This window comes from Thiocapsa imhoffii (assembly GCF_016583985.1).
GTDB lineage: Bacteria > Pseudomonadota > Gammaproteobacteria > Chromatiales > Chromatiaceae > Thiocapsa > Thiocapsa imhoffii.
Genome location: NZ_NRSD01000007.1, coordinates 91,961 through 109,592, shown reverse-complemented (window position 1 = coordinate 109,592; position 17,632 = coordinate 91,961). Strand labels below are relative to the sequence as shown.

Genomic DNA, 17,632 nt, shown 5'->3' with positions numbered 1-17,632 from the left:
ATCCTGGCATTAATCTAACTCCAATGTCTGATGATGAGAGTCTAGATGGTATCTCCGCAGATAAACTTCGCCAGTGATGTTAGCCTTCAGCAGAGTGATCTCTGCCATACTCATATGGCCTTTATTCATTCGCAATAATTCTGCCCGGAACCACTCTAATTGAGCCAAATGAATTTCAGAGAGTTCAGAGCCAAGGTCACCAGAGTTACGCCGCTCGATAAAATCCAAGAGGGGTAACGTGAGGTTAAGAGCTATAGTTGAGTCACGATAGCGAAGAAGCGGCAATCGCTTTGATGCATCGTACTCTAAGTGGAAATCGTCAAAAGGCAGGTTAGCCATAACGAGTTGCGTTGGTTGTACAACTGCTCGATCAGGTCTCCTAAGCGTTAGGAATAGGCGATCATGATCCGCTTGAAACTGACCTGAGCTAAAACCGGAAAATACCTCGAGCAGCACTCGCAAACATGACTTGACCAATCGCCTCTGCTCGATTGGACTCAGTGACATAGAGCCCTGTATACTCCAGCTATCAAAATCCTGTAGTCTCGGTGACTGCAGAAACGCATCACAAAAAACTGATGCCGATGTGGTACCGGACACTGATGGCTTGCCAAATAGATAGAGCATCCGACGTTGGGCAAACCTCCATCGGGTTCCAGCCGCTTCGCTCGCTCGTTCAGCCCATCTTTGCGCGATGTGCTTCAAGGCTTCAGGCAAGACCATCCAGCAACTGCCTTCATTATTTGCAAGTTGACGCTCGAAATCGACACTGACAGGAGAACCAAATACCTGCCGCCGAACCAACTCTACAGCCCTGAGGTTTCCACCTATACTGCTGGGCACACCTGCTTGATAACCAAAAAATGCCTCACTAAAAATGATCCGCTCTAGTCCATCGGTTCCTCGATCGACGCCTTCTAAGGCAGAATCAGTAACTAGTTGTTTTGCCTCGGAACAGCTCATACCACCTGTAAGTGAATACGCCAGATGTGCGATCATTTGCCGCAAAGTCAGGCGCTGCTCATAGGCATTGAGAAGTTGATAGACCCAACGGACTCGCACTATCCCAATACTTCCTGACTCAGATAGCGCAAGTCGATTGAGTGCGATTGGACAGGCTGAAATGACTGGGCATCCGGCACATTGAGCCCAGCCACTATGATTGACCATTCGAGAGAAGACGCGCGCACCCAAGGCAACGTTATCGAGCCTTGTCATATTCAGGATCAATAGATTTTTCTCGAATAAATCCAGAGTGTGCGGCTTGAGATCACCTTCTGAATAGCTCAGATTGAGAAGTTCTAAAATCTTGCTGGAAATATTTCCTGGAACATGACGGTTCTTTGCATATTTCGAAAGACTGTTAAGAAGTGGACCTGTGTTACTGACGATGAGCCAAGAGCCGGTTCCAGAAAAGCTCTCTTCCAGCCATTGAAGGCGAAGATCCGCGTTCAGCTCACTCATGTCTTTGACAATCGAAATCGATCGCAAAGGGTCATGTGGGTGCGTGACTGACTCACGTTCATTCAGAGCCGTTTTCAAGATATCATTATTGGGAATTTGCTTGAGTCGTTTCAACAAATCCAAAGCGACTGTTGATTTCCCATCTCCCGCATGACCTGTCAGTATGACAATTTGATCTTTGTCGCCGATTAAGAAATCGTAGATCTGATCAACGATCGGGAATGGCTCGTAGAGTTCCCCAAAATAGCTGTTAAGCGCTTGACTCTCCGCCAAAGCATTCGCGCCTGAAGCACCCACATTGTGAAGAGAATTCAGATATGCGATGAACGAGTTCTGCTTTTCATGATCCATGTGACTTAACACTCGCGTTTTCGCTGATGGAGAGTTCTGACTTACGATGGCCTGTTTCCGAAAAAATTGAGTTTTTTGTTGCTCTTTGACTGACAGTTCGAAATCAAAGCCAAGGCTGTCAAAAATACCAGCTTGATATTGAATTGGCACGTAACGGATCGCGATATCTTTCGCCAACTCAGATAACAGATGTTTATCGATACGAAGCGTGTAGTCAATTTCTTTGATAAGACCGGCGCGAACAGCACGACCGTAAACTTCTTTCTTAGATAATTCACCGGAAGCGTTTTTCGTCAAAACATCTTCCTGCTCAAGCTCCCAGATCTCATCTTTCACGAGCCGGCCAAATGGATAAATTAAATTGATTCTTGGCGGCAACCCCTCAATCGTTTTTAGCATTTCCTCATATTCGCGCAAAAGCGCTAATCGTGGTTTATTATCCCGACAGCGAGCCAGCGCCATAAGCAACAAAATTGGCTTGTTGAGAGCCGTCGCATTGATAGAGCGACCTAGGCGTACCCGATTGAAGGCAGATCGAATCTCTGATCTATTCATTTTACTTAAAGCAAACTAGACAACCTTCGTCTAAATCATCATCTGATCCAAATTGATCCAATAGTTTCTTTTTCGGCCTAGCGGCCTCTTTCTCTTGCTGTAATGCCGCCTTAGCACGGATATCATCAGCCCGCGCGACCAGCTCCTCAAGATCTTCTCCAGGTGACCAAGTATGATCGCGACCAGCTTCGCGGTGAAACTGTTCGTAGGCTTTGGCTTTTTCAAATAATTCAGGGTGTTTTTCCGATAATCCCACCCATTCGTCTTTACGCTGAAAGAAGCAGAAATAGCACCCTGACCGACTTCTCCATTCGTAATATTTCGGAACACCCAAACCGGACGATTTTAGTATCTCAAATACATCCTCTTTCTTGATTCCATCCTCGATGAAAGGATAGCGAGCAGAGATATTCGGTTTTGTGGACAAATAACCTTTGCGGTGAGGTTCATCAGCACGGATTCCGACATAGGTGATCGCCTGATCGTCACCAACATACTGCTCAAATGGTCGGATCTTCAGCTCAGGTGTACACCAACGAGTGCGAGCTGTTGGAAGAAAATTGCCATTCAGCTTCAGGTAATACTCAAAACTTTTCGCCGCATTCAACCGCGCAATCGGCTTCCCCAGATAATCCTCCAGCAGATCGATATATTCGAGCGTCTCGGGCAACTCAGCGCCGGTATCGGCGAAGAAGTACTCCATCTCTGGAATCTTGTCGCGCAGATAGATGGCGAGTGCGGAGCTGTCCTTGCCACCGGACAGACCAAGCAGATGGCGCACGGGTTTGGGGGCGTGTTGATCAGTCAAGGTTGGATTCTCCTGTTGCGTCCGTCTGGGCGAAGCGCTCCCACAAGAGCGCGAGGACGGCAAGCCGGTCGACCTCGGGGACCTCGGTGAGGGTCGCGGCGATGCGCTCAGCGCGTTCATTGGCCGCGGCGCGTTGCGCCGTCGAGAGATGGATCACACGACTGATCTCGCCCCGCTGGCCATCCACCGTCTTCATCAGCACGGGCTCGCCATCGCGGGACGGCAGCGCGCCGTCTCCCTGCTCGACCGCCCCAAGACGCAATCGTTCGAGATCACGCATTTGTTCGGCGAGATCGCGCAGCCGCAGTTCAGCGAGTCGGCGGGTCTCCTCGCGCCACTTCGCTGGCGGCATCTTGCCCAGCAGGGTCGCGACCGATTCAAGCCAGGCCTCATCGCTGGCGTGGGCGGTGTCGCAGAGTCGCCGGATCAAAGCACCGAGCCCCATGCGGTCGGGAGTGAGACGATCGAGTCCCCGATAGCGCTCGCGCACGGCGAGACGTAGCGCGGCGAGATCGGCCAGCGGGGCGCCGAGCAGGGTGCGGGCGAGTTCGCCCTGCCAGTGGATGAGCAGGTTCGGGTAGGCGCTCTTCAACTCCTGCAGAGCGGTCCGCAGGCGTTGGACGAAGGTCTCGACCTGCGCCTCGTCGGCCGCCGTGAAGTCGTCGATCGGGGTCGAGCAGGCACGCGGCAGGGCATCGAAAAGTAAGGTGCCGGGGCTGCGCGCGCTGTGGAAGGCATCGCGCACCGCGCATGCCGGCGCGCTCAGTGCCTTGGTCTGCTGGGCGTACTCGGGCAATCCGGAGATGAAGCGCACCAACGGGCGGACCACGTCGAGCAAGGTGGCCTGGGCGCCGATCCGCCCGACGATGTCGGTGATGTAGCGTTCGAAGAGTGCCCCGCGCACCCCGCCGAGATCGAACCGCTCGAGGGCGAAGAGTTCCGGGCGACGGCACAGCAGTTCGGCCTGCTCGACGGTGAGCGCTTCGCAGAAGGCGCCTTCCTGATAGAGCGCCACCTCGCGGCGATGCGCTTGCAGATAGGCGACGATCAGCACCGGCAAGGGTCCGAGCTTGGCGCCGAAGGGCGGGCGCCGCAGCCGGGCGTAGAGTTCGGGCAGCGTGACCTGGCGATCGCCGGCCCCGCCGAGTGACTCAGTGATCGCGTCCCACAGGGGGCGCAGGCGGCAGGGGTCCGCGGCAGGCGGCGGCTGGATGGCGTAGAGCGCGGTGCCCTCGCGCGGCCGGTGCAGTCCGCTTTGTTGGAGCAGTGAGAGATAGAGGCTTTTCTCGGCTGGGGTCTTGTTGATCCCGAGTCCAGGCTGCGTGGGCGCCTCGAGCATGGCCACGAGCAGACGTTTGCGCCCGAGATTGGCACTGGGCGAGGGTTGGTCGCGGTTGATCAGTTCGTTGCGCAGGTGCGGCGCGTTCGGATAGCCAATGTGTTCGACCCAGGCCGAGAGTTTTTCTTGCAGGTCGCGACGATCGCGCACGGGGCGCTCCCGGGGCGATCGTTCCAGACTGGTCCAGTACCAGCGCAGCGCTTGGGGTTCTTCGAGCAGACCGCGAATGAGCGCGGTGGTCTCGAGTTCGGCGTTGGTGAGCCAGGCGCGATGCTCGCGTTGCGCGACCGGGTCGTGATGCAGCGCGGCGTGTCGATGGGGCAGCTCTTGCAGGGCCATCCATTCGGCGACGGCCTCGCGCAGACGTTCAGTGAAGTGACAAACCGCGATCACACTGCGCGGCGGCGCGCCCTCGAGGGTGGGCTGTTCCTCGGCCTCGGCGAGATAGATCCAGAGCTGCAGCGGTTGCGGCTCCTGCAGCGCCACCCCGGCACTGGTCAGGGTCGCGCCGGCAGCTTTGGGTGGCCAGCGCACGGCCGCGGTGAAGCGTGGATGGAAGGCGCGCAGGGTGCCGCTCTCGATGGTGACCCGTCGCGCGACCAGGGGTTTGAGCGGGGCGAGGGTTTCGAGGATCTCGACCAGGGCCCGTTGGGCCTGTTCGGCGGTGGCCTCGCGCAAGGCCGCGCTCAGATCGAAGTCGCTCCCCTGCCAGACACGCAGCTCTTTGCTGTAGCTGCGGAAATGAATGGTCGAGACGGCTTCGAGACGGGCGCGCAGGGCGTCGAGCTGATCGCCGAACAGCAGGCTCAGCAGCGGCTCGCTGGCCTTGAGTCCGCGCTGGGCACCGATCAGGTTGAGCAGACCAATGGTCTTGAGCAGATCGACCGCTGGGTCATCGGGCGCGCTGTCGAAGCGCTCGAGCGCGGTGATGACCTCGAACCAGCGATGATAGGTTAGGGGGTCGGAGACGCTGCCGGATTGGTTGAGGATGAAATAATCGTAAAGCTCCCAGGGACCGATCCACTCGCCCATGCGCAGCCGTGCCAGACGCTCGTGTAGCCCGAAGGGCTCGGCGCTGCCGAGATAGGAGAAGAGCGTGCGCTCATTCTGGGCGACCTTCTGGCAGAGGGTTGGAAGGATCAGCAGGGTGATGGGGTGGAGCGGATAGCAACGTTCGAAGAGCGCCCGTGCGGGTGCCTCCTCAAGCCCAACCGGCAATGCGCCGGCCGCCGCGAGCGCGGCGGTGAGCTGATCGAGTTGTGTCATGAGGCTGGCCGGCAAGGGGCCATCCCGCTCGAAGGCGGCCGCGACGACCCGCAAGGACTGCTCGGCGGGTTCGAGGAAGGCAAGCGACTCGAAGCGTCCCTGCACCTTGTGCCATTCGTCGCGTAACTGTTTGCCGAGCCGTTGGCTGTAATGCTCGAAGGCTTGGTGCAGCAAGACCAGCAGATGCACCGGGACGAGTCCGCGTTCGGTCTCGGCCTGTTGCGCATGTTCGGCGATCAGTTGCAGCAGGTGCAGCTCGCGGTGCTGGAGATGGTAGGACTCGTACTCGAGGAACTGGCCCAGTTCATCGATCTCGATCAACACCCCGGTCCCACCGGCATGCTTCCAGGCGCGTTGAGCCCGCTGCACCAGACAGAGCACCTGATCCATCGGCGTTCCGGGTTGCGCGGCGGCAAGGATCTCATCGACGAGCCCAGCGGGAAGCTCGGCCTGCTCGACGGCGATCGCCAGGGCGAGCATGAACTGACGGACGAGCGAGTCCGGGACCCCGTTCAGGGCGACGCGCAGGACCCCACGACCACTGCGCACGTTCTGGCGAAACCGTTCGGCCAGCGCCGGCGTGCTCGGTTTGAGCACCTCGAGCGCGGCCTGGTGCCGTGGGTCATCGGCGGCGCATAAGAGGGCCGCGGCAAAGAGCGCGAAGGTGGACTTGCCGGTGCCGTAGGGGCCGATGATCGCAAAGGCCCGCTGCTGAGAGCCGTCACCAAGGCCATCGGCAAGGCGTTCCAAGGCTTCCAGGGCGCGGGAGGTGGGGACGTAGGAGCGGATGAGGTCGGCCGCGTCGGCATCGCGGGTGAGGTTGATCGAGCGCGTGTAAACGGCGCGAATGCGAATGTCACGTTCGAGTGTACTCACGCGGCCGTCCGGCGATTCGCGAGCGTCGTGGAGGCAGTCCGCCCCCGATAGTGTGCGGCGAGGATGTCCACGGGATCAGGCGGCCCACCACGCAGATAGAGTTGATGCAGCCCGGCGGTGTCGCGCAGGACGTAGCGTTGGGGATCCTGTTCGATGAGACGCGCGAGGCCATGCATCAAGCCATCCTCGGTGAGACGGAATACGGCACCGGGCGCGGCCCAGCCGGCATCGCTGTAGAGGAGAACACGCACCGGCAGCGCGGTCGCTTGACCGGATTCGGCGTTCAGACGTTGAGCAATGGCAAACTGAAGCGCCACTGGTGGCAGGGTCGCGCGCGGGGTGCGCAGGCTGCGAAAACCGGCGCCTGGATCAGGCTCGATCAGCCCGAACTGCGCGAAGGGTGAGTCAAGATGCTCGTCGCCGCGGCCCGGTTCGGCGGCGTACATGCGCAGCAGCGTCGAGACGTCGGATTTCAACGTGCTCAGCGACCGGTTCGCCTTCAGCTCTTGCGCCGAAAATTCCTCCAGCGCGTGCAGCACCTCGGCATCGCGAAAGCGTGGCATGGCGAAGCGGTTGAAGAACCAGAAAAAGCCGGTCGCGGCTTCGGCATTGGAGGCGATCAGCCAATGCAGAATCCAGAGCGTGGCGTCGTCTTCGAGATAGGGGTCGGCCTGCGCGCCGAGAAGCGCGGTTCCGAGTGCGGTGGGTTGAGCTTGGCCAGCGTCGAAGGTGACCAGCCCGGTGACCTGCAGCCAATATTGAATCGCGTTGACCATGTTGCGACCAACGCCGAGGGTGATCATCGCCTCTTCCGGCTTGGTGAAGATCTCGGGGTCCTGCCCGATCGCCTCGAACCCCTTCGGCAGCCAGCCGTAGCGCAGAGGAAAAGTCTCATGGCGCCCGAAGGTCGCGCGCGCGCGATTGATCCTCATCTGTCGACACCCCCTCCGACGTCACCGCCCCACTCCACTCAATCCAGGTCAACCGGTCTGCCCATGTCAACAGGCTGGACCCGTGGGACTTGTCCAAAACGGCCGATGGTATACGAAGCGTCTGTCTTGACCAAGCATGCCGACTGAGGCGGATCAATGAAACGTGCAAGCATCGACGAAAAGCGACACCACCTCCGAGGCACGCAGCCCTGCGCCATAGGCCGCTAGTCCGCCGCCTTTTTGCTCCAAGATCCGATCCCCGCGCCCCTCCCGCGCGAGCGGTTTAGTCCTTCGGCTGCTTGCGAACATCGATCGCGGAAACAAGCCGAGGGCGTGCCGCCTTCCAACCGCTTGGAACAGCTTCGCGGCGATCGTGATGGTCAGTGGAGCCTTCGCATCAACAACCAATGGCGCATCTGTTTTCGATGGGAGGAGCACGACGCCTATGACGTCGAGGTGACCGACTCCCACTGAAGCCGGCTTATTTTCCAACATCGAGCGCACCCAAAGACCCGTGACGATCAAAAGAGAGCACTTGGACGAAATCGACTTCTCCGACGTGGCCGACGGCGCGGATTTGATGCGCCGGTTACCCCCGGCGAGATCCTGCGTGGAGACTTCATGGAGCTTGCGTATCCGAGAGATTTCCAGCGTATCCGCCCCAATGATTTGAGTGTCCGCTTTTTGTCCCAGCGACCTTCTGATTCTCACCGATACTTCTGTCCTATCCGACTTCATCGCGGTGGGACGGGTCGGTTTGCTCTCACAGTTGTTTCCCGACGGGATCTGGGTCGACGGGAACGTCATCAAGGCCAATCGTGTGAGGAGTCAATGCCGGAATCGACCCGCCACTCTGGATCAGGATCGCGATTGCAGGCGTCGGCCGCCTGCTCAACCATGAGGAACAAAGCATGAAACGCTGGCGCAATCGCTCTTGGCTGGCCCTGTGTTGCGCGCTCGGGCTGGTCTGTGCTAGCCCCGCCAGTGCCGGTCGAATTCTGGTGCTGGTGCATGGATATCTCGGAGATGCTGCATCCTGGCAGCACAGCGGGGTGTTGCCGGTGCTGGAGCAGGCCGGCTGGCGCTTCGCCGGCGACTGGCAGTCCACGCCTTCTGGTGTGCGGCTGGAGCCGGCAGGTCGTCCTGCCGGGGAATTTGCGATTTACCGGGTCAACCTGCCCTCCACCGCCCCGCTGATGGTGCAGTCGAGCTATCTCGGCGGGATGCTGAACGCCATCGCGCAACAGCATCCGAGCGATACGATTGACCTCATCGGACATTCGGCCGGAGGGGTCGTGGCCCGCCTCGCGCTGATCAACTACGGTGCGGGAACGGTCACCCGGCTGATCACGATCGCCGCCCCAAATCTGGGCACCGACCGCGCCGCGCAGGCGCTCGATGCCACCAACGACGGCGGGCTATTCGGCGGGATCAAACGCTGGGTCGTGAAACGCCAGGTGGGAGAGGACGTCTATCGGACCGTACAGTTATCGCGTGGCGTCCTCATGGACCTCTCGCCACCCGTGCCTGGCAATCTGCTGTACTGGCTGAACGGCAGCCAGCACCCAGAGATCGCTTACGTCGCCGTGGTGCGTGGAGCCGCGTTCGGGATGCCGGGAGACCAGGTCGTGCCAGCCCCCAGCCAGGACCTTCGCCTAGTACCCGCGCTGCGGGGTCGCGCCAGCGCCCAGGTGGTCCCAGGCGAGCACCAGCTCACTCAGCAGGACGGGCTGCTGTTGGCGCAACTCGTCTCCAAACCCGCCCAGACCGCTTCGACATCCGCGCAGTGATGGGTGATGGAGTCGTTTCTTGTCCTGATGAGAGCGCATCTTCCGCCAGGCTGGCGAACAACAAGAATTTTTGTGCATGCTCGCCGATTCGATGACAGGGTCTATGAGCGAAGCCGGGTGCGGTCTCTGATTCGCCAACGAGGAGCAGGCGCGGCTGAAACGGGGTGTTCCGATGGTGCGAATCGGCTCGCGCCCGGCGCGGATCAGGTGTTTGATTCCAACGCGCTGAGCGCCAGGATACGCGCCGCGGCGTCCATCAAGCGATCGGCGGCATGATCGATCTCCGCGTCGCGGTGGTCCCGGTCGAAGCTGATGCGCACCGCGCCATAGAGTCGATCGTCCTCGCCCCCCATGGCCCGCAGCACATGCGAGGGCTCGATGGTGCCGGAGGTGCAGGCTGAGCCAGAGCCGATGGCGAGATGATCGGACACTTGGTTGATCAGTGCGTCGCTCGCGACGCCATCGAAAGCCAGATTGAGGATATAGGGCGAGGTCCGGGCCGGATCGCCATTGATCTGATAGGACGGGCCGCGGCTCAAACGCGCGATGAAGCGTGCCTTGAGCGCGGACACCCGGGCGAGATCGGCATCACGCTGGGCGGCGCTCTTGGTCAGCGCGGTGCTCAGGCCGAGGATCTGATGGGTCGCTAGGGTGCCGGGGCGCAATCCGAACTCTTGGCTGCCACCGGACAGGATGGGGCGCAGTCGCAACCGTTTGCGGTCACGGACCAGGAGACAGCCGACGCCCTTGGGACCATGAAATTTGTGGGCCGACACCGAGAGGAGATCAATCGGGAGTGCGGCGAGATCGATCTTGAATTTACCGGCGCTCTGGGCCGCATCGACATGGAAGAGCACGCCCTGCTCGGCGAGCGCGGCGGCCACCTCGGCAATCGGCTGGATCACGCCGGTCTCATTGTTCACATGGATGAGGGAGACCAGCAGAGTGTCTGGGCGCAGGGCCGCGAGGATCGATTCGGGGGTCACCCAGCCCGCGCGCTGGGGGGCAACCAGGCTGATGTCGATGCCATCGCATTCGAGGTCATGGCAACAGGCGAGGACCGCCTTGTGTTCGATCGCGGAGGTCACCAGATGCCGGCCCTGATCAGGGTAGGCCCCAACGATGCCGCGCAAGGCGAGGTTATTCGACTCGGTCGCGCCCGCAGTGAAGATCACTTCGTCGGGCTCGCAGCCGAATTCCGTGGCGATGGCCGCACGTGCCTGCGCAACCCGCCGTGCGGCATCCTGCCCGAAAGCATGCGTCGTCGACGAGGCATTGCCAGGACACTCACGCAGCGCCTCGATCATGACCTCAATGACATCAGGATCAACGGACGTACTGGCAGCGGTGTCAAGATAGATGGGGGGCATCTCTGTTCGCTCGTTCGCGCGCGTCACCGCGGCAGGGTGAAGATCGCCGGGTTCCGGGGGCCCGCTCGCAGCGATCTCACGTCTGGAATCCATGCGGTTCGCCGGCGTTGCACACCTAGATCGGTGACGCATCGTGATAAAACAACCATCCCCGCGCGGGCGACCTGACGCTCACGGAGTGCGCGGGCGCGAACGCGCCCACGCCCCTTTCAGGTGGTGCGCCCGGTCTTGCAGCGCACCGGTCTCCTCACTCAGTGCGCAACCGCACCTTCGGCACCAATGCCCGTTTCGCAACGCACGCGCTGTGCGAAGTAGGCGGCGCGCTCCAGCTTCGCCCGCTCGGACTGATCCAGTACCGAGAACAGCCAGATGCAGAAGAAGGCGAAGGGGATGGAGATGATCGCCGGATTGTCGAGCGGGATGAGTCCAACCGGCACCACTTGGCCCTCGGCGTTGACCCCGGTGAAGCCCAGGACGTCACCCCAAACGGCCTTCGAGAGGATGGTCAGGACCACCGCGCTGATGAGTCCCGCGAAGCCGCCATAGAAGGCACCACGCGTGGTCATCTTCCCCCAGAAAATCGAAGCGGCCAGCACGGGGAAGTTCGCGCTCGCGGCAATCGCGAAGGCGAGACCGACCATGAAGGCGACGTTCTGACTCTCAAAGGCGATCCCGAGCGCGATCGCCACCATGCCTAGGACGAAGGTCGCGATGCGCGAGACCTTGATCTCGGTCGCCTCGTTGCTGCGTCCCTTGGCGATGACACTGGCATAAAGGTCATGCGAGATCGCCGAGGCGCCCGCCAGGGTGAGACCCGCGACGACAGCGAGGATGGTCGCGAAGGCGACGGCCGAGATGAAGCCAAGGAAGAGGTTTCCGCCCACCGCCTCGGCCAGATTGATGGCCACCATGTTGGTACCGCCCGCCAAACCAGAGACCAGTTGATCAAGCATCACCTTCCCGTCGGCATTGAGCGCCTCGGGCTTGTAGAACTGGGGATTCTGCGCAAGCAACACGATGGCCGAGAAGCCAATGATGAAGGTCAAAATGTAGAAATAACCGATGAATCCGGTGGCGTAGAAGACCGATTTACGCGCCTCCTTGGCATTCGGCACGGTAAAGAAGCGCATCAGGATATGCGGCAGACCGGCGGTGCCAAACATCAAGGCCAGACCCAGGGAGATGGCATTGATCGGGTCTTTCACCAGGGACCCCGGCTCCATGATGGCCGCGCCTCCGGGATGAATCTCGACCGCCTGTTGGAACATCTGTTCGGGCGAGAAATTAAAGTAGGAGAGCGCCGCGACGGCCATGAAGGTGGCGCCGGAGAGCAGGAGCACGGCCTTGATGATCTGCACCCAGGTCGTCGCGGTCATCCCACCGAAGATGACATAGGTCATCATCAAGAGCCCGACGGCAACCACGGCAAGCCAGTATTCGAGGCCGAACAGGAGCTGGATCAGCTTACCGGCACCCACCATCTGGGCAATCAAATAGAAGGCCACCACCACCAGGGAGGAAATGGCCGCGACGGTGCGGATCTGGGTTTGTCCGAAGCGATAGGAGGTGACATCGGCGAAGGTGAATTTCCCGAGGTTCCGAATCTGCTCGGCGATCAAGAACATGATGATCGGCCATCCGACCAGGAAGCCGATCGAGTAGATGAGCCCGTCATAACCCGAGGCGAAAACGAGACCGGAAATCCCGAGGAAGGAAGCGGCTGACATGAAGTCGCCCGCGATCGCAAGGCCATTCTGCATGCCGGTAATGCCACCGCCCGCGGTGTAGAAATCCTTGGTGGTACGGGTGCGTTTCGAGGCCCAGTAGGTGATGCCGAGGGTGGCGACCACGAAGACCAGGAACATGATGATGGCCGTCATATTGACGCTGCGCTGTTCGACCGCGCCGGTTAAGGCGGGGGCGGCCGCCAATCCGAACGGGACCAGGAGGGCGGCGAGAATGCCCCAACTCGACAAACGGTTCATTCGAATTCCTCCTGGATCTCTTTGGTCAGGCGGTCGAATTGACCGTTCGCCCGCGCCACGTAGATCCCCGTCAGGATGAAGGCGCTAAGGATGACGAGGATGCCGATCGGGATCCCAACCGTCATGGTCATGCCGGGCGCGACGGGTACGCCCAACCAGTCGGGGGCAAAGGCGATGACCAAGATCAGCCCGTAGTAAATCAACATCATGATGGCGGTCAGGAGCAGGGCGAAACGCTTGCGGGCGCGGATCAACTCCTGATAACGCGGATGTGCCGTGATGGCGTCGACCGAATCTTGGCGCATGAGGACTCTTTCTCGGTGGTGGTGGTGTGAATCGTTGGCTGTCGGACCGCGGTCGGTCAGGAGCCCCCGCCACTCGGAACGGACTCGAGCGCGCATGACGCCTCGGAGACGCCCGAAGGGCGCGCGATTGTGGGAACGCGACCTGCGGGACGTCAACGACAGCGCGGACTTATTTATCTATCAAAAGCATTAGGAAACGCCACGCCGCCCCAGCAGCGCGCCGGTCGGATCGGCGTTGGTGGGATTGCTGGGGAGTTTGACTGGCGCGATTCGGTGGCCGGGAATCGCTGAGGGTTGATGGCCAACCACCCAGCGATTCCCTGGTCTTTCACCCGACGACGCGGGCGGTGCGGCGAGGATTAGAGACCCGGATAGTCCGCGATCCCGGGATTGCCGGCGACGTTCTTCAGGATGGGGGTGTTGATCTTCTCGAGCTTGACCGTCTTCGCATCACGCAGATAAGTCGCGACGGTCTCCCAGATCGGCTCGCCGGGCGATTGGCTCCCAACCGTGGCCCAACCCGCGACCACATAGCTCTTGTCGGGTTCGATCTTGGTGCCGTCATCGAGCGCCATGTCGAGGATGCGATTGCCGATGGTGGCCGTCGGGTCACAAACATAGTCGAGGCCGCCGACCCGCACCATGTCTCCGCCCTGCTGGACATAGGGATCCGGGTTGAAAAGGTTGTCGCAGACGTCCTCGAGGATGAGCTTGAGTTCGGCACCGGTCATCTCGCGCCGGTAGGTTTCCGGGTAGGTGATGCAGGTCTGATCCATGACGTGGTCCATGGTGATCGCCTGCCCCGGCAGGACCGTGGTCCCCCACCGGAACCCCGGCGAGAGACTAATCTGGGCATCGTTCACCTTGCGCAGGGCGTCACAGATGACCTGGTCGAAGGTGCCGTTGAAGTTGCCGCGCCGAAAGAGGGTTTCCTCGGCGACCGCGAGTTCTTCCTCGAGTTGAGCCTGGTAGGGCGCGCGCACGCCATTGATGTAATCGACCATGGCCGGATCGGGTTCGATCAGGTTCGAGAAGACCGGCAACAAGCGGTAGCGGAAGTCCTGCAGCTTGCCGTCCTTCACCTCCATGTCCATGACGCCGAGGAATTTCCCATTGGATCCGGCATTGGTCACCAGGGTCTTGCCCGCGGCGTTCTCCACCACGCTCGGTTCGGGCACGCCGTCGTGCGTGTGGCCGCCGAAGATCACGTCGATGCCGGTGACGCGCGAGGCCATCTTCAAATCGACGTCCATGCCATTGTGCGAGATCACGACCACCAGATCGGGCTTTTCGTTCTCGCGGACCTCATCGACGATCTCCTGCATCCGCGCATCCTGGATGCCGAAGGTCCAGTCGGGGATGAAGCGCTGGGGGTTGGCGATTGGGGTGTAGGGGAAGGCTTGCCCAATCACCGCCACCTTCACACCGCCGAGTTCCTTGATCACATAGGGATCAAAGGCGAGACCCGTGTCCTCGTTGAAACCGGAGAAATCCTCAAAGCGGTAATCGAAGAGGGCCTCTTCGCGGACCCGGACATTCTGCGCGACGAAGTCGCCGTTGAACTCGCCGATGTTCTTGATGACCTCCTCGTCGAGATAGGTGAACTCCCAGTGACCGGTCATGACGTCGACGCCGAGTAGGTTCGAGGCGCCGACCATGTCCTGTCCGCGCGTCCAATAGGCCGTGCCCGAGCCTTGCCAGGTGTCACCGCCGTCGAGCAACAGGCTGTTGCCGTCACCGCGCTCGGCGCGGATACGATCGACCAGGGTCTTCAGATGGGCGTACCCGCCGACCGCTCCGTACTGGCGCGCGCCCTCATCGAAGTCGAGGAAGGTGAAGGCGTGTGCCTCGATGCCACCAGGTTCGATCCCGAAGTGTTTCAGCAGCGCCTCGCCGACGAGATGAGGCGCCTTGCCGAACATGGGCCCGATGCCGAGGTTGACGTTCGGTTCGCGGAAATAAATGGGGTTGAGCTGGGCGTGACTGTCGGTGATGTGCAACAGGGTCACGTTGCCGAATTTCGGCACCTCATAGAGATCGGCGGGCATCCGCTTCGCGGCGAAGATCGAGGCGGGGAACATCCCGGCGGCCCCAGCAATTCCCATGAGTCGCATGAACTCGCGTCTTGACAGAGACATTGGCGTCATCATCCTCCAGCTGTGTGGTCGAGAAAGCGCCGGCATCGAGGCCGACGTCATGGTGAAACCCGGCGGCGATCATCGTCTGACCCGTGTGAAGCCCTTCTTACGATTGCGGCACTCCGGCGATCAACGCAGGCGGGGCGCCCGCTCTTCCTGGCGGAGCGGACGACGATCAGGGCCAGAATCCCGATTAGTATGCCCGGATAAGCGGTCCGAATTCCAACAGGCGCGCTCCGCGGGATCGCATCAGGCGCGCCATGCGGCATCGGCCCCCTCCGCACCTGTTGCGGGTCGTGATCGGCGTGGCAATCCCTGCACGCTGCGCACGCGCGCGTGGCGGCGGATGAGGCGCCTCACGGGGCGACTTCACTGCTTGTACCGACACATTGATGATGCTACCGTTCCTGCTGATCCCGACCTAAAGAGTCGGGACTAGGGTCACTAGAACCAAATCACTCCAAAGGGGAAGACACTGATGCTGCGAACGCTTTTCGCCGCCATCCCGCTTGCCGCGGTCATGGCCAGCCCTGCTGTTTCCGGACCCTCCGGGGATCCCGCCGAGGTCCTCGAAGAGCTCATTGGGTCGACGAGTTCGTACTACCTCACGCAGAGTGAGCAGAACCTGATGATGATGCCGGATAACCCGGCACTCTGGACGATCGAAGAGGGCGAAGAACTCTTCAGAACACCACGCGGCCCGAACAATGTCTCGCTCGAGGAGTGCGACTTCGGCAAGGGGCCCGGCGTGGTGGAGGGGGTCTTTGTCGAACTGCCTCGCTACTTCGAGGACACGGGCGAGGTGATGGACCTCGGTAACCGTATAATCTACTGCATGACGACCCTGCAGGGCTTCACCGCCGATGATCCTGAGATCAAGGACATCCACGGTTCCAATACCGACCATATGAAGCTGCAGACCTTTATCGCTTCGCAATCCAACGGCATGCCCTGGAACAACCCACTCGATCACCCGCTGGAGATCGCGATGCGCGATGCGGGTGAGGCGGTCTTCTACCGTCGTGCCGGCCCCTTCGACTTCAACTGCGCCGCGTGCCACGGCGAAGCCGGCAAGCGCATTCGTGCCTCGGTTCTGCCCCATTCGAGCAACCCCAAGGAGTGGACCAAGGCCATTTCTTGGCCGGCCTTCCGCGTCGGACAGGACAATGCACGAAGCAGCCAGCACCGTGTGCGTGAGTGCATCTGGCAGATGCGTTATCCCCCGATCGTCGCCGGCTCTGACCTCTCGATCGCTCTCCTCTCGTACTGGACGGATCTGGCCCGTGGCCAGCCAGCCATCATCCCAGATATGAAGCGCTAAGCCAGTACGCGAATTAGGAGATTGTGAACCATGTTCGAGAATAAGTTCCGTGTTGCCGCCGCCGTTGCGGCCCTGACGCTCGCCGGTACCTACGCCATCGCAGCCGATGTCGACTACACCGCGATGACTCCGCAAGAACTCGCCGAGTATCTGATCTTCGAGGCGAATGGCTTCAAGCTCGATGCCCAGGTACAGGAAGAGAGCTCGGCTCGGGATCGGCTGGTGCAGGACGAACTGCAGATGGTCTGTACGGAAACGCGCAACAATCCCTCCACCGAGCAAGCCGAAGCAATCCGCCAAGCGGCGCGGGACACGATCGTCTACCCAGAGGGTGATATCGTGCTGGGAGACTGGGAGAAAGGGCGTGACCTCGCCTGGTCCGGCTTCGGTTACCGGCTCGAGCCTAACTTCGACAATCATGAGCGGTCCGGCCCGGGAGCGAACTGCTACAACTGTCACGAGTTCGCCGGTGACCGGCAGGGTGGGACCATCGGCCCGAGCCTGAGAAACTATGGCAAGCTGCGCGCATCCGAAGAGGAGGAGGTCTCACAGGCCATTTACCGGCTTGCCTACGGGATCATCTATAACGCGCACTCCATGTTCCCCTGCACGCGCATGCCCCGTCAGGGCGCCAAGGGGTTGCTGACTCAAGAGCAGATCCTGGACATCATGGCCTACCTCTTCGACCCTGAGTCGCCCGTCAACAACGAATAGGCGTTCGTGCCAGTCAGTCCCGCACCAGCGGGACTGACAGATCCAGTCTCGGGCCGAAGGGGCTTTTGCAACGCCTCTTCGGTTTTTTTTCCGGCGGAATTCACTGCGATCCTCACCCATTTTGGGTCAGGCATGAGAGCGCATAATGCCGCATGTCGGGACACACCTTGCCTATCAGGACCGTTCGCGGCTGCGATCCGGGCATCCGCGCCGTCCCTCTGAGGCGGATCGAGCGTTGCGTGAGAGCGTTCTCATTTTCGCGCTTTTTTCGCTCGCGGGCCTCTGGAGTCACGTGCAGCGATGCCAATTCGCTGTAGAATGAACGTACTCGCGCGGGTGGCGGAACTGGTAGACGCGCTGGATTTAGGTTCCAGTGGAGTAATCCGTGGGGGTTCGAGTCCCCCCTCGCGCACCACTC

Annotated in this window: 12 protein-coding genes and 1 tRNA gene; 4 read left to right on the top strand and 9 right to left on the bottom strand. The window is 60.5% G+C overall.

All coding sequences use genetic code 11. From position 1 onward, the window contains the following. Positions 1-9 precede the first annotated feature (9 nt). The 5 genes from CKO25_RS09085 to CKO25_RS22135 all read right to left on the bottom strand — a co-directional run bounded on the left by CKO25_RS09085 (position 10) and on the right by CKO25_RS22135 (position 8,398). The gene (locus CKO25_RS09085) at positions 10-2,370 is read right to left on the bottom strand and encodes a phosphorothioated DNA-binding restriction endonuclease family protein (protein ID WP_503663879.1); all 2,361 of its coding nucleotides are present in this window, start codon (positions 2,368-2,370) and stop codon (positions 10-12) included. A gap of 1 nt (position 2,371) precedes the next feature. Then, positions 2,372-3,178, bottom strand: coding sequence for a phosphoadenosine phosphosulfate reductase family protein (locus CKO25_RS09080; RefSeq protein WP_200387613.1), 807 nt, complete (start codon positions 3,176-3,178; stop codon positions 2,372-2,374). Beyond that, complete coding sequence (locus CKO25_RS09075) at positions 3,171-6,659, bottom strand: hypothetical protein (protein ID WP_200387612.1); 3,489 nt, start codon at positions 6,657-6,659, stop codon at positions 3,171-3,173. The genes CKO25_RS09080 and CKO25_RS09075 overlap by 8 nt, the downstream gene beginning before the upstream one ends. Then, positions 6,656-7,591 (bottom strand): DUF4007 family protein, encoded by a 936-nt coding sequence (locus CKO25_RS09070; RefSeq protein ID WP_200387611.1) that lies wholly within the window; start codon positions 7,589-7,591, stop codon positions 6,656-6,658. Before CKO25_RS09070 ends, CKO25_RS09075 begins: the two co-directional genes overlap by 4 nt. A gap of 153 nt (positions 7,592-7,744) precedes the next feature. Further along, positions 7,745-8,398, bottom strand: a complete 654-nt coding sequence (locus tag CKO25_RS22135; RefSeq protein ID WP_443080743.1) for a hypothetical protein — start codon at positions 8,396-8,398, stop codon at positions 7,745-7,747. A 104-nt stretch (positions 8,399-8,502) separates the two neighbouring features. Between CKO25_RS22135 and CKO25_RS09060 the strand changes: the two genes are divergently transcribed. After that, entirely contained in the window at positions 8,503-9,381 is an 879-nt protein-coding gene (locus CKO25_RS09060) for an esterase/lipase family protein (protein ID WP_200387609.1), read from the top strand. 203 nt (positions 9,382-9,584) lie between these two features. Here CKO25_RS09060 and CKO25_RS09055 read toward each other — a convergent pair whose 3' ends face one another. The 4 genes from CKO25_RS09055 to soxB all read right to left on the bottom strand — a co-directional run bounded on the left by CKO25_RS09055 (position 9,585) and on the right by soxB (position 15,179). Next, entirely contained in the window at positions 9,585-10,751 is a 1,167-nt protein-coding gene (locus CKO25_RS09055) for a cysteine desulfurase family protein (RefSeq protein ID WP_200387608.1), read from the bottom strand. 251 nt (positions 10,752-11,002) lie between these two features. Next, positions 11,003-12,736 (bottom strand): cation acetate symporter, encoded by a 1,734-nt coding sequence (locus CKO25_RS09050; protein ID WP_200387607.1) that lies wholly within the window; start codon positions 12,734-12,736, stop codon positions 11,003-11,005. Further along, a complete protein-coding gene (locus CKO25_RS09045; protein WP_200387606.1) occupies positions 12,733-13,041 on the bottom strand; it encodes a DUF485 domain-containing protein in 309 nt (102 codons plus the stop codon). The genes CKO25_RS09050 and CKO25_RS09045 overlap by 4 nt, the downstream gene beginning before the upstream one ends. Before the next feature lie 359 nt (positions 13,042-13,400). Further along, positions 13,401-15,179, bottom strand: a complete 1,779-nt coding sequence (soxB, locus tag CKO25_RS09040; RefSeq protein WP_200387605.1) for a thiosulfohydrolase SoxB — start codon at positions 15,177-15,179, stop codon at positions 13,401-13,403. 478 nt (positions 15,180-15,657) lie between these two features. Here soxB and soxA point away from each other — a divergent pair, with 478 nt between their 5' ends. The 3 genes from soxA to CKO25_RS09025 all read left to right on the top strand — a co-directional run bounded on the left by soxA (position 15,658) and on the right by CKO25_RS09025 (position 17,629). Beyond that, positions 15,658-16,500, top strand: a complete 843-nt coding sequence (gene soxA / locus CKO25_RS09035; protein ID WP_200387604.1) for a sulfur oxidation c-type cytochrome SoxA — start codon at positions 15,658-15,660, stop codon at positions 16,498-16,500. A 30-nt stretch (positions 16,501-16,530) separates the two neighbouring features. Further along, positions 16,531-17,214 (top strand): sulfur oxidation c-type cytochrome SoxX, encoded by a 684-nt coding sequence (gene soxX / locus CKO25_RS09030; protein ID WP_200387603.1) that lies wholly within the window; start codon positions 16,531-16,533, stop codon positions 17,212-17,214. A 330-nt stretch (positions 17,215-17,544) separates the two neighbouring features. After that, positions 17,545-17,629 (top strand) — tRNA-Leu (locus CKO25_RS09025). The last annotated feature ends 3 nt before the right edge of the window (positions 17,630-17,632 follow it).

What these genes read in the sequence shown, in the direction of transcription:
- CKO25_RS22135 (WP_443080743.1), bottom strand. Translation starts at nt 8,398, where the DNA reads ATGACGTTCCCGTCGACCCAGATCCCGTCGGGAAACAACTGTGAGAGC.
- CKO25_RS09070 (WP_200387611.1), bottom strand. Translation starts at nt 7,591, where the DNA reads ATGAGGATCAATCGCGCGCGCGCGACCTTCGGGCGCCATGAGACTTTT.
- soxX (WP_200387603.1), top strand. Translation starts at nt 16,531, where the DNA reads ATGTTCGAGAATAAGTTCCGTGTTGCCGCCGCCGTTGCGGCCCTGACG.
- soxB (WP_200387605.1), bottom strand. Translation starts at nt 15,179, where the DNA reads ATGTCTCTGTCAAGACGCGAGTTCATGCGACTCATGGGAATTGCTGGG.
- CKO25_RS09045 (WP_200387606.1), bottom strand. Translation starts at nt 13,041, where the DNA reads ATGCGCCAAGATTCGGTCGACGCCATCACGGCACATCCGCGTTATCAG.
- CKO25_RS09050 (WP_200387607.1), bottom strand. Translation starts at nt 12,736, where the DNA reads ATGAACCGTTTGTCGAGTTGGGGCATTCTCGCCGCCCTCCTGGTCCCG.
- soxA (WP_200387604.1), top strand. Translation starts at nt 15,658, where the DNA reads ATGCTGCGAACGCTTTTCGCCGCCATCCCGCTTGCCGCGGTCATGGCC.
- CKO25_RS09060 (WP_200387609.1), top strand. Translation starts at nt 8,503, where the DNA reads ATGAAACGCTGGCGCAATCGCTCTTGGCTGGCCCTGTGTTGCGCGCTC.
- CKO25_RS09085 (WP_503663879.1), bottom strand. Translation starts at nt 2,370, where the DNA reads ATGAATAGATCAGAGATTCGATCTGCCTTCAATCGGGTACGCCTAGGT.
- CKO25_RS09055 (WP_200387608.1), bottom strand. Translation starts at nt 10,751, where the DNA reads ATGCCCCCCATCTATCTTGACACCGCTGCCAGTACGTCCGTTGATCCT.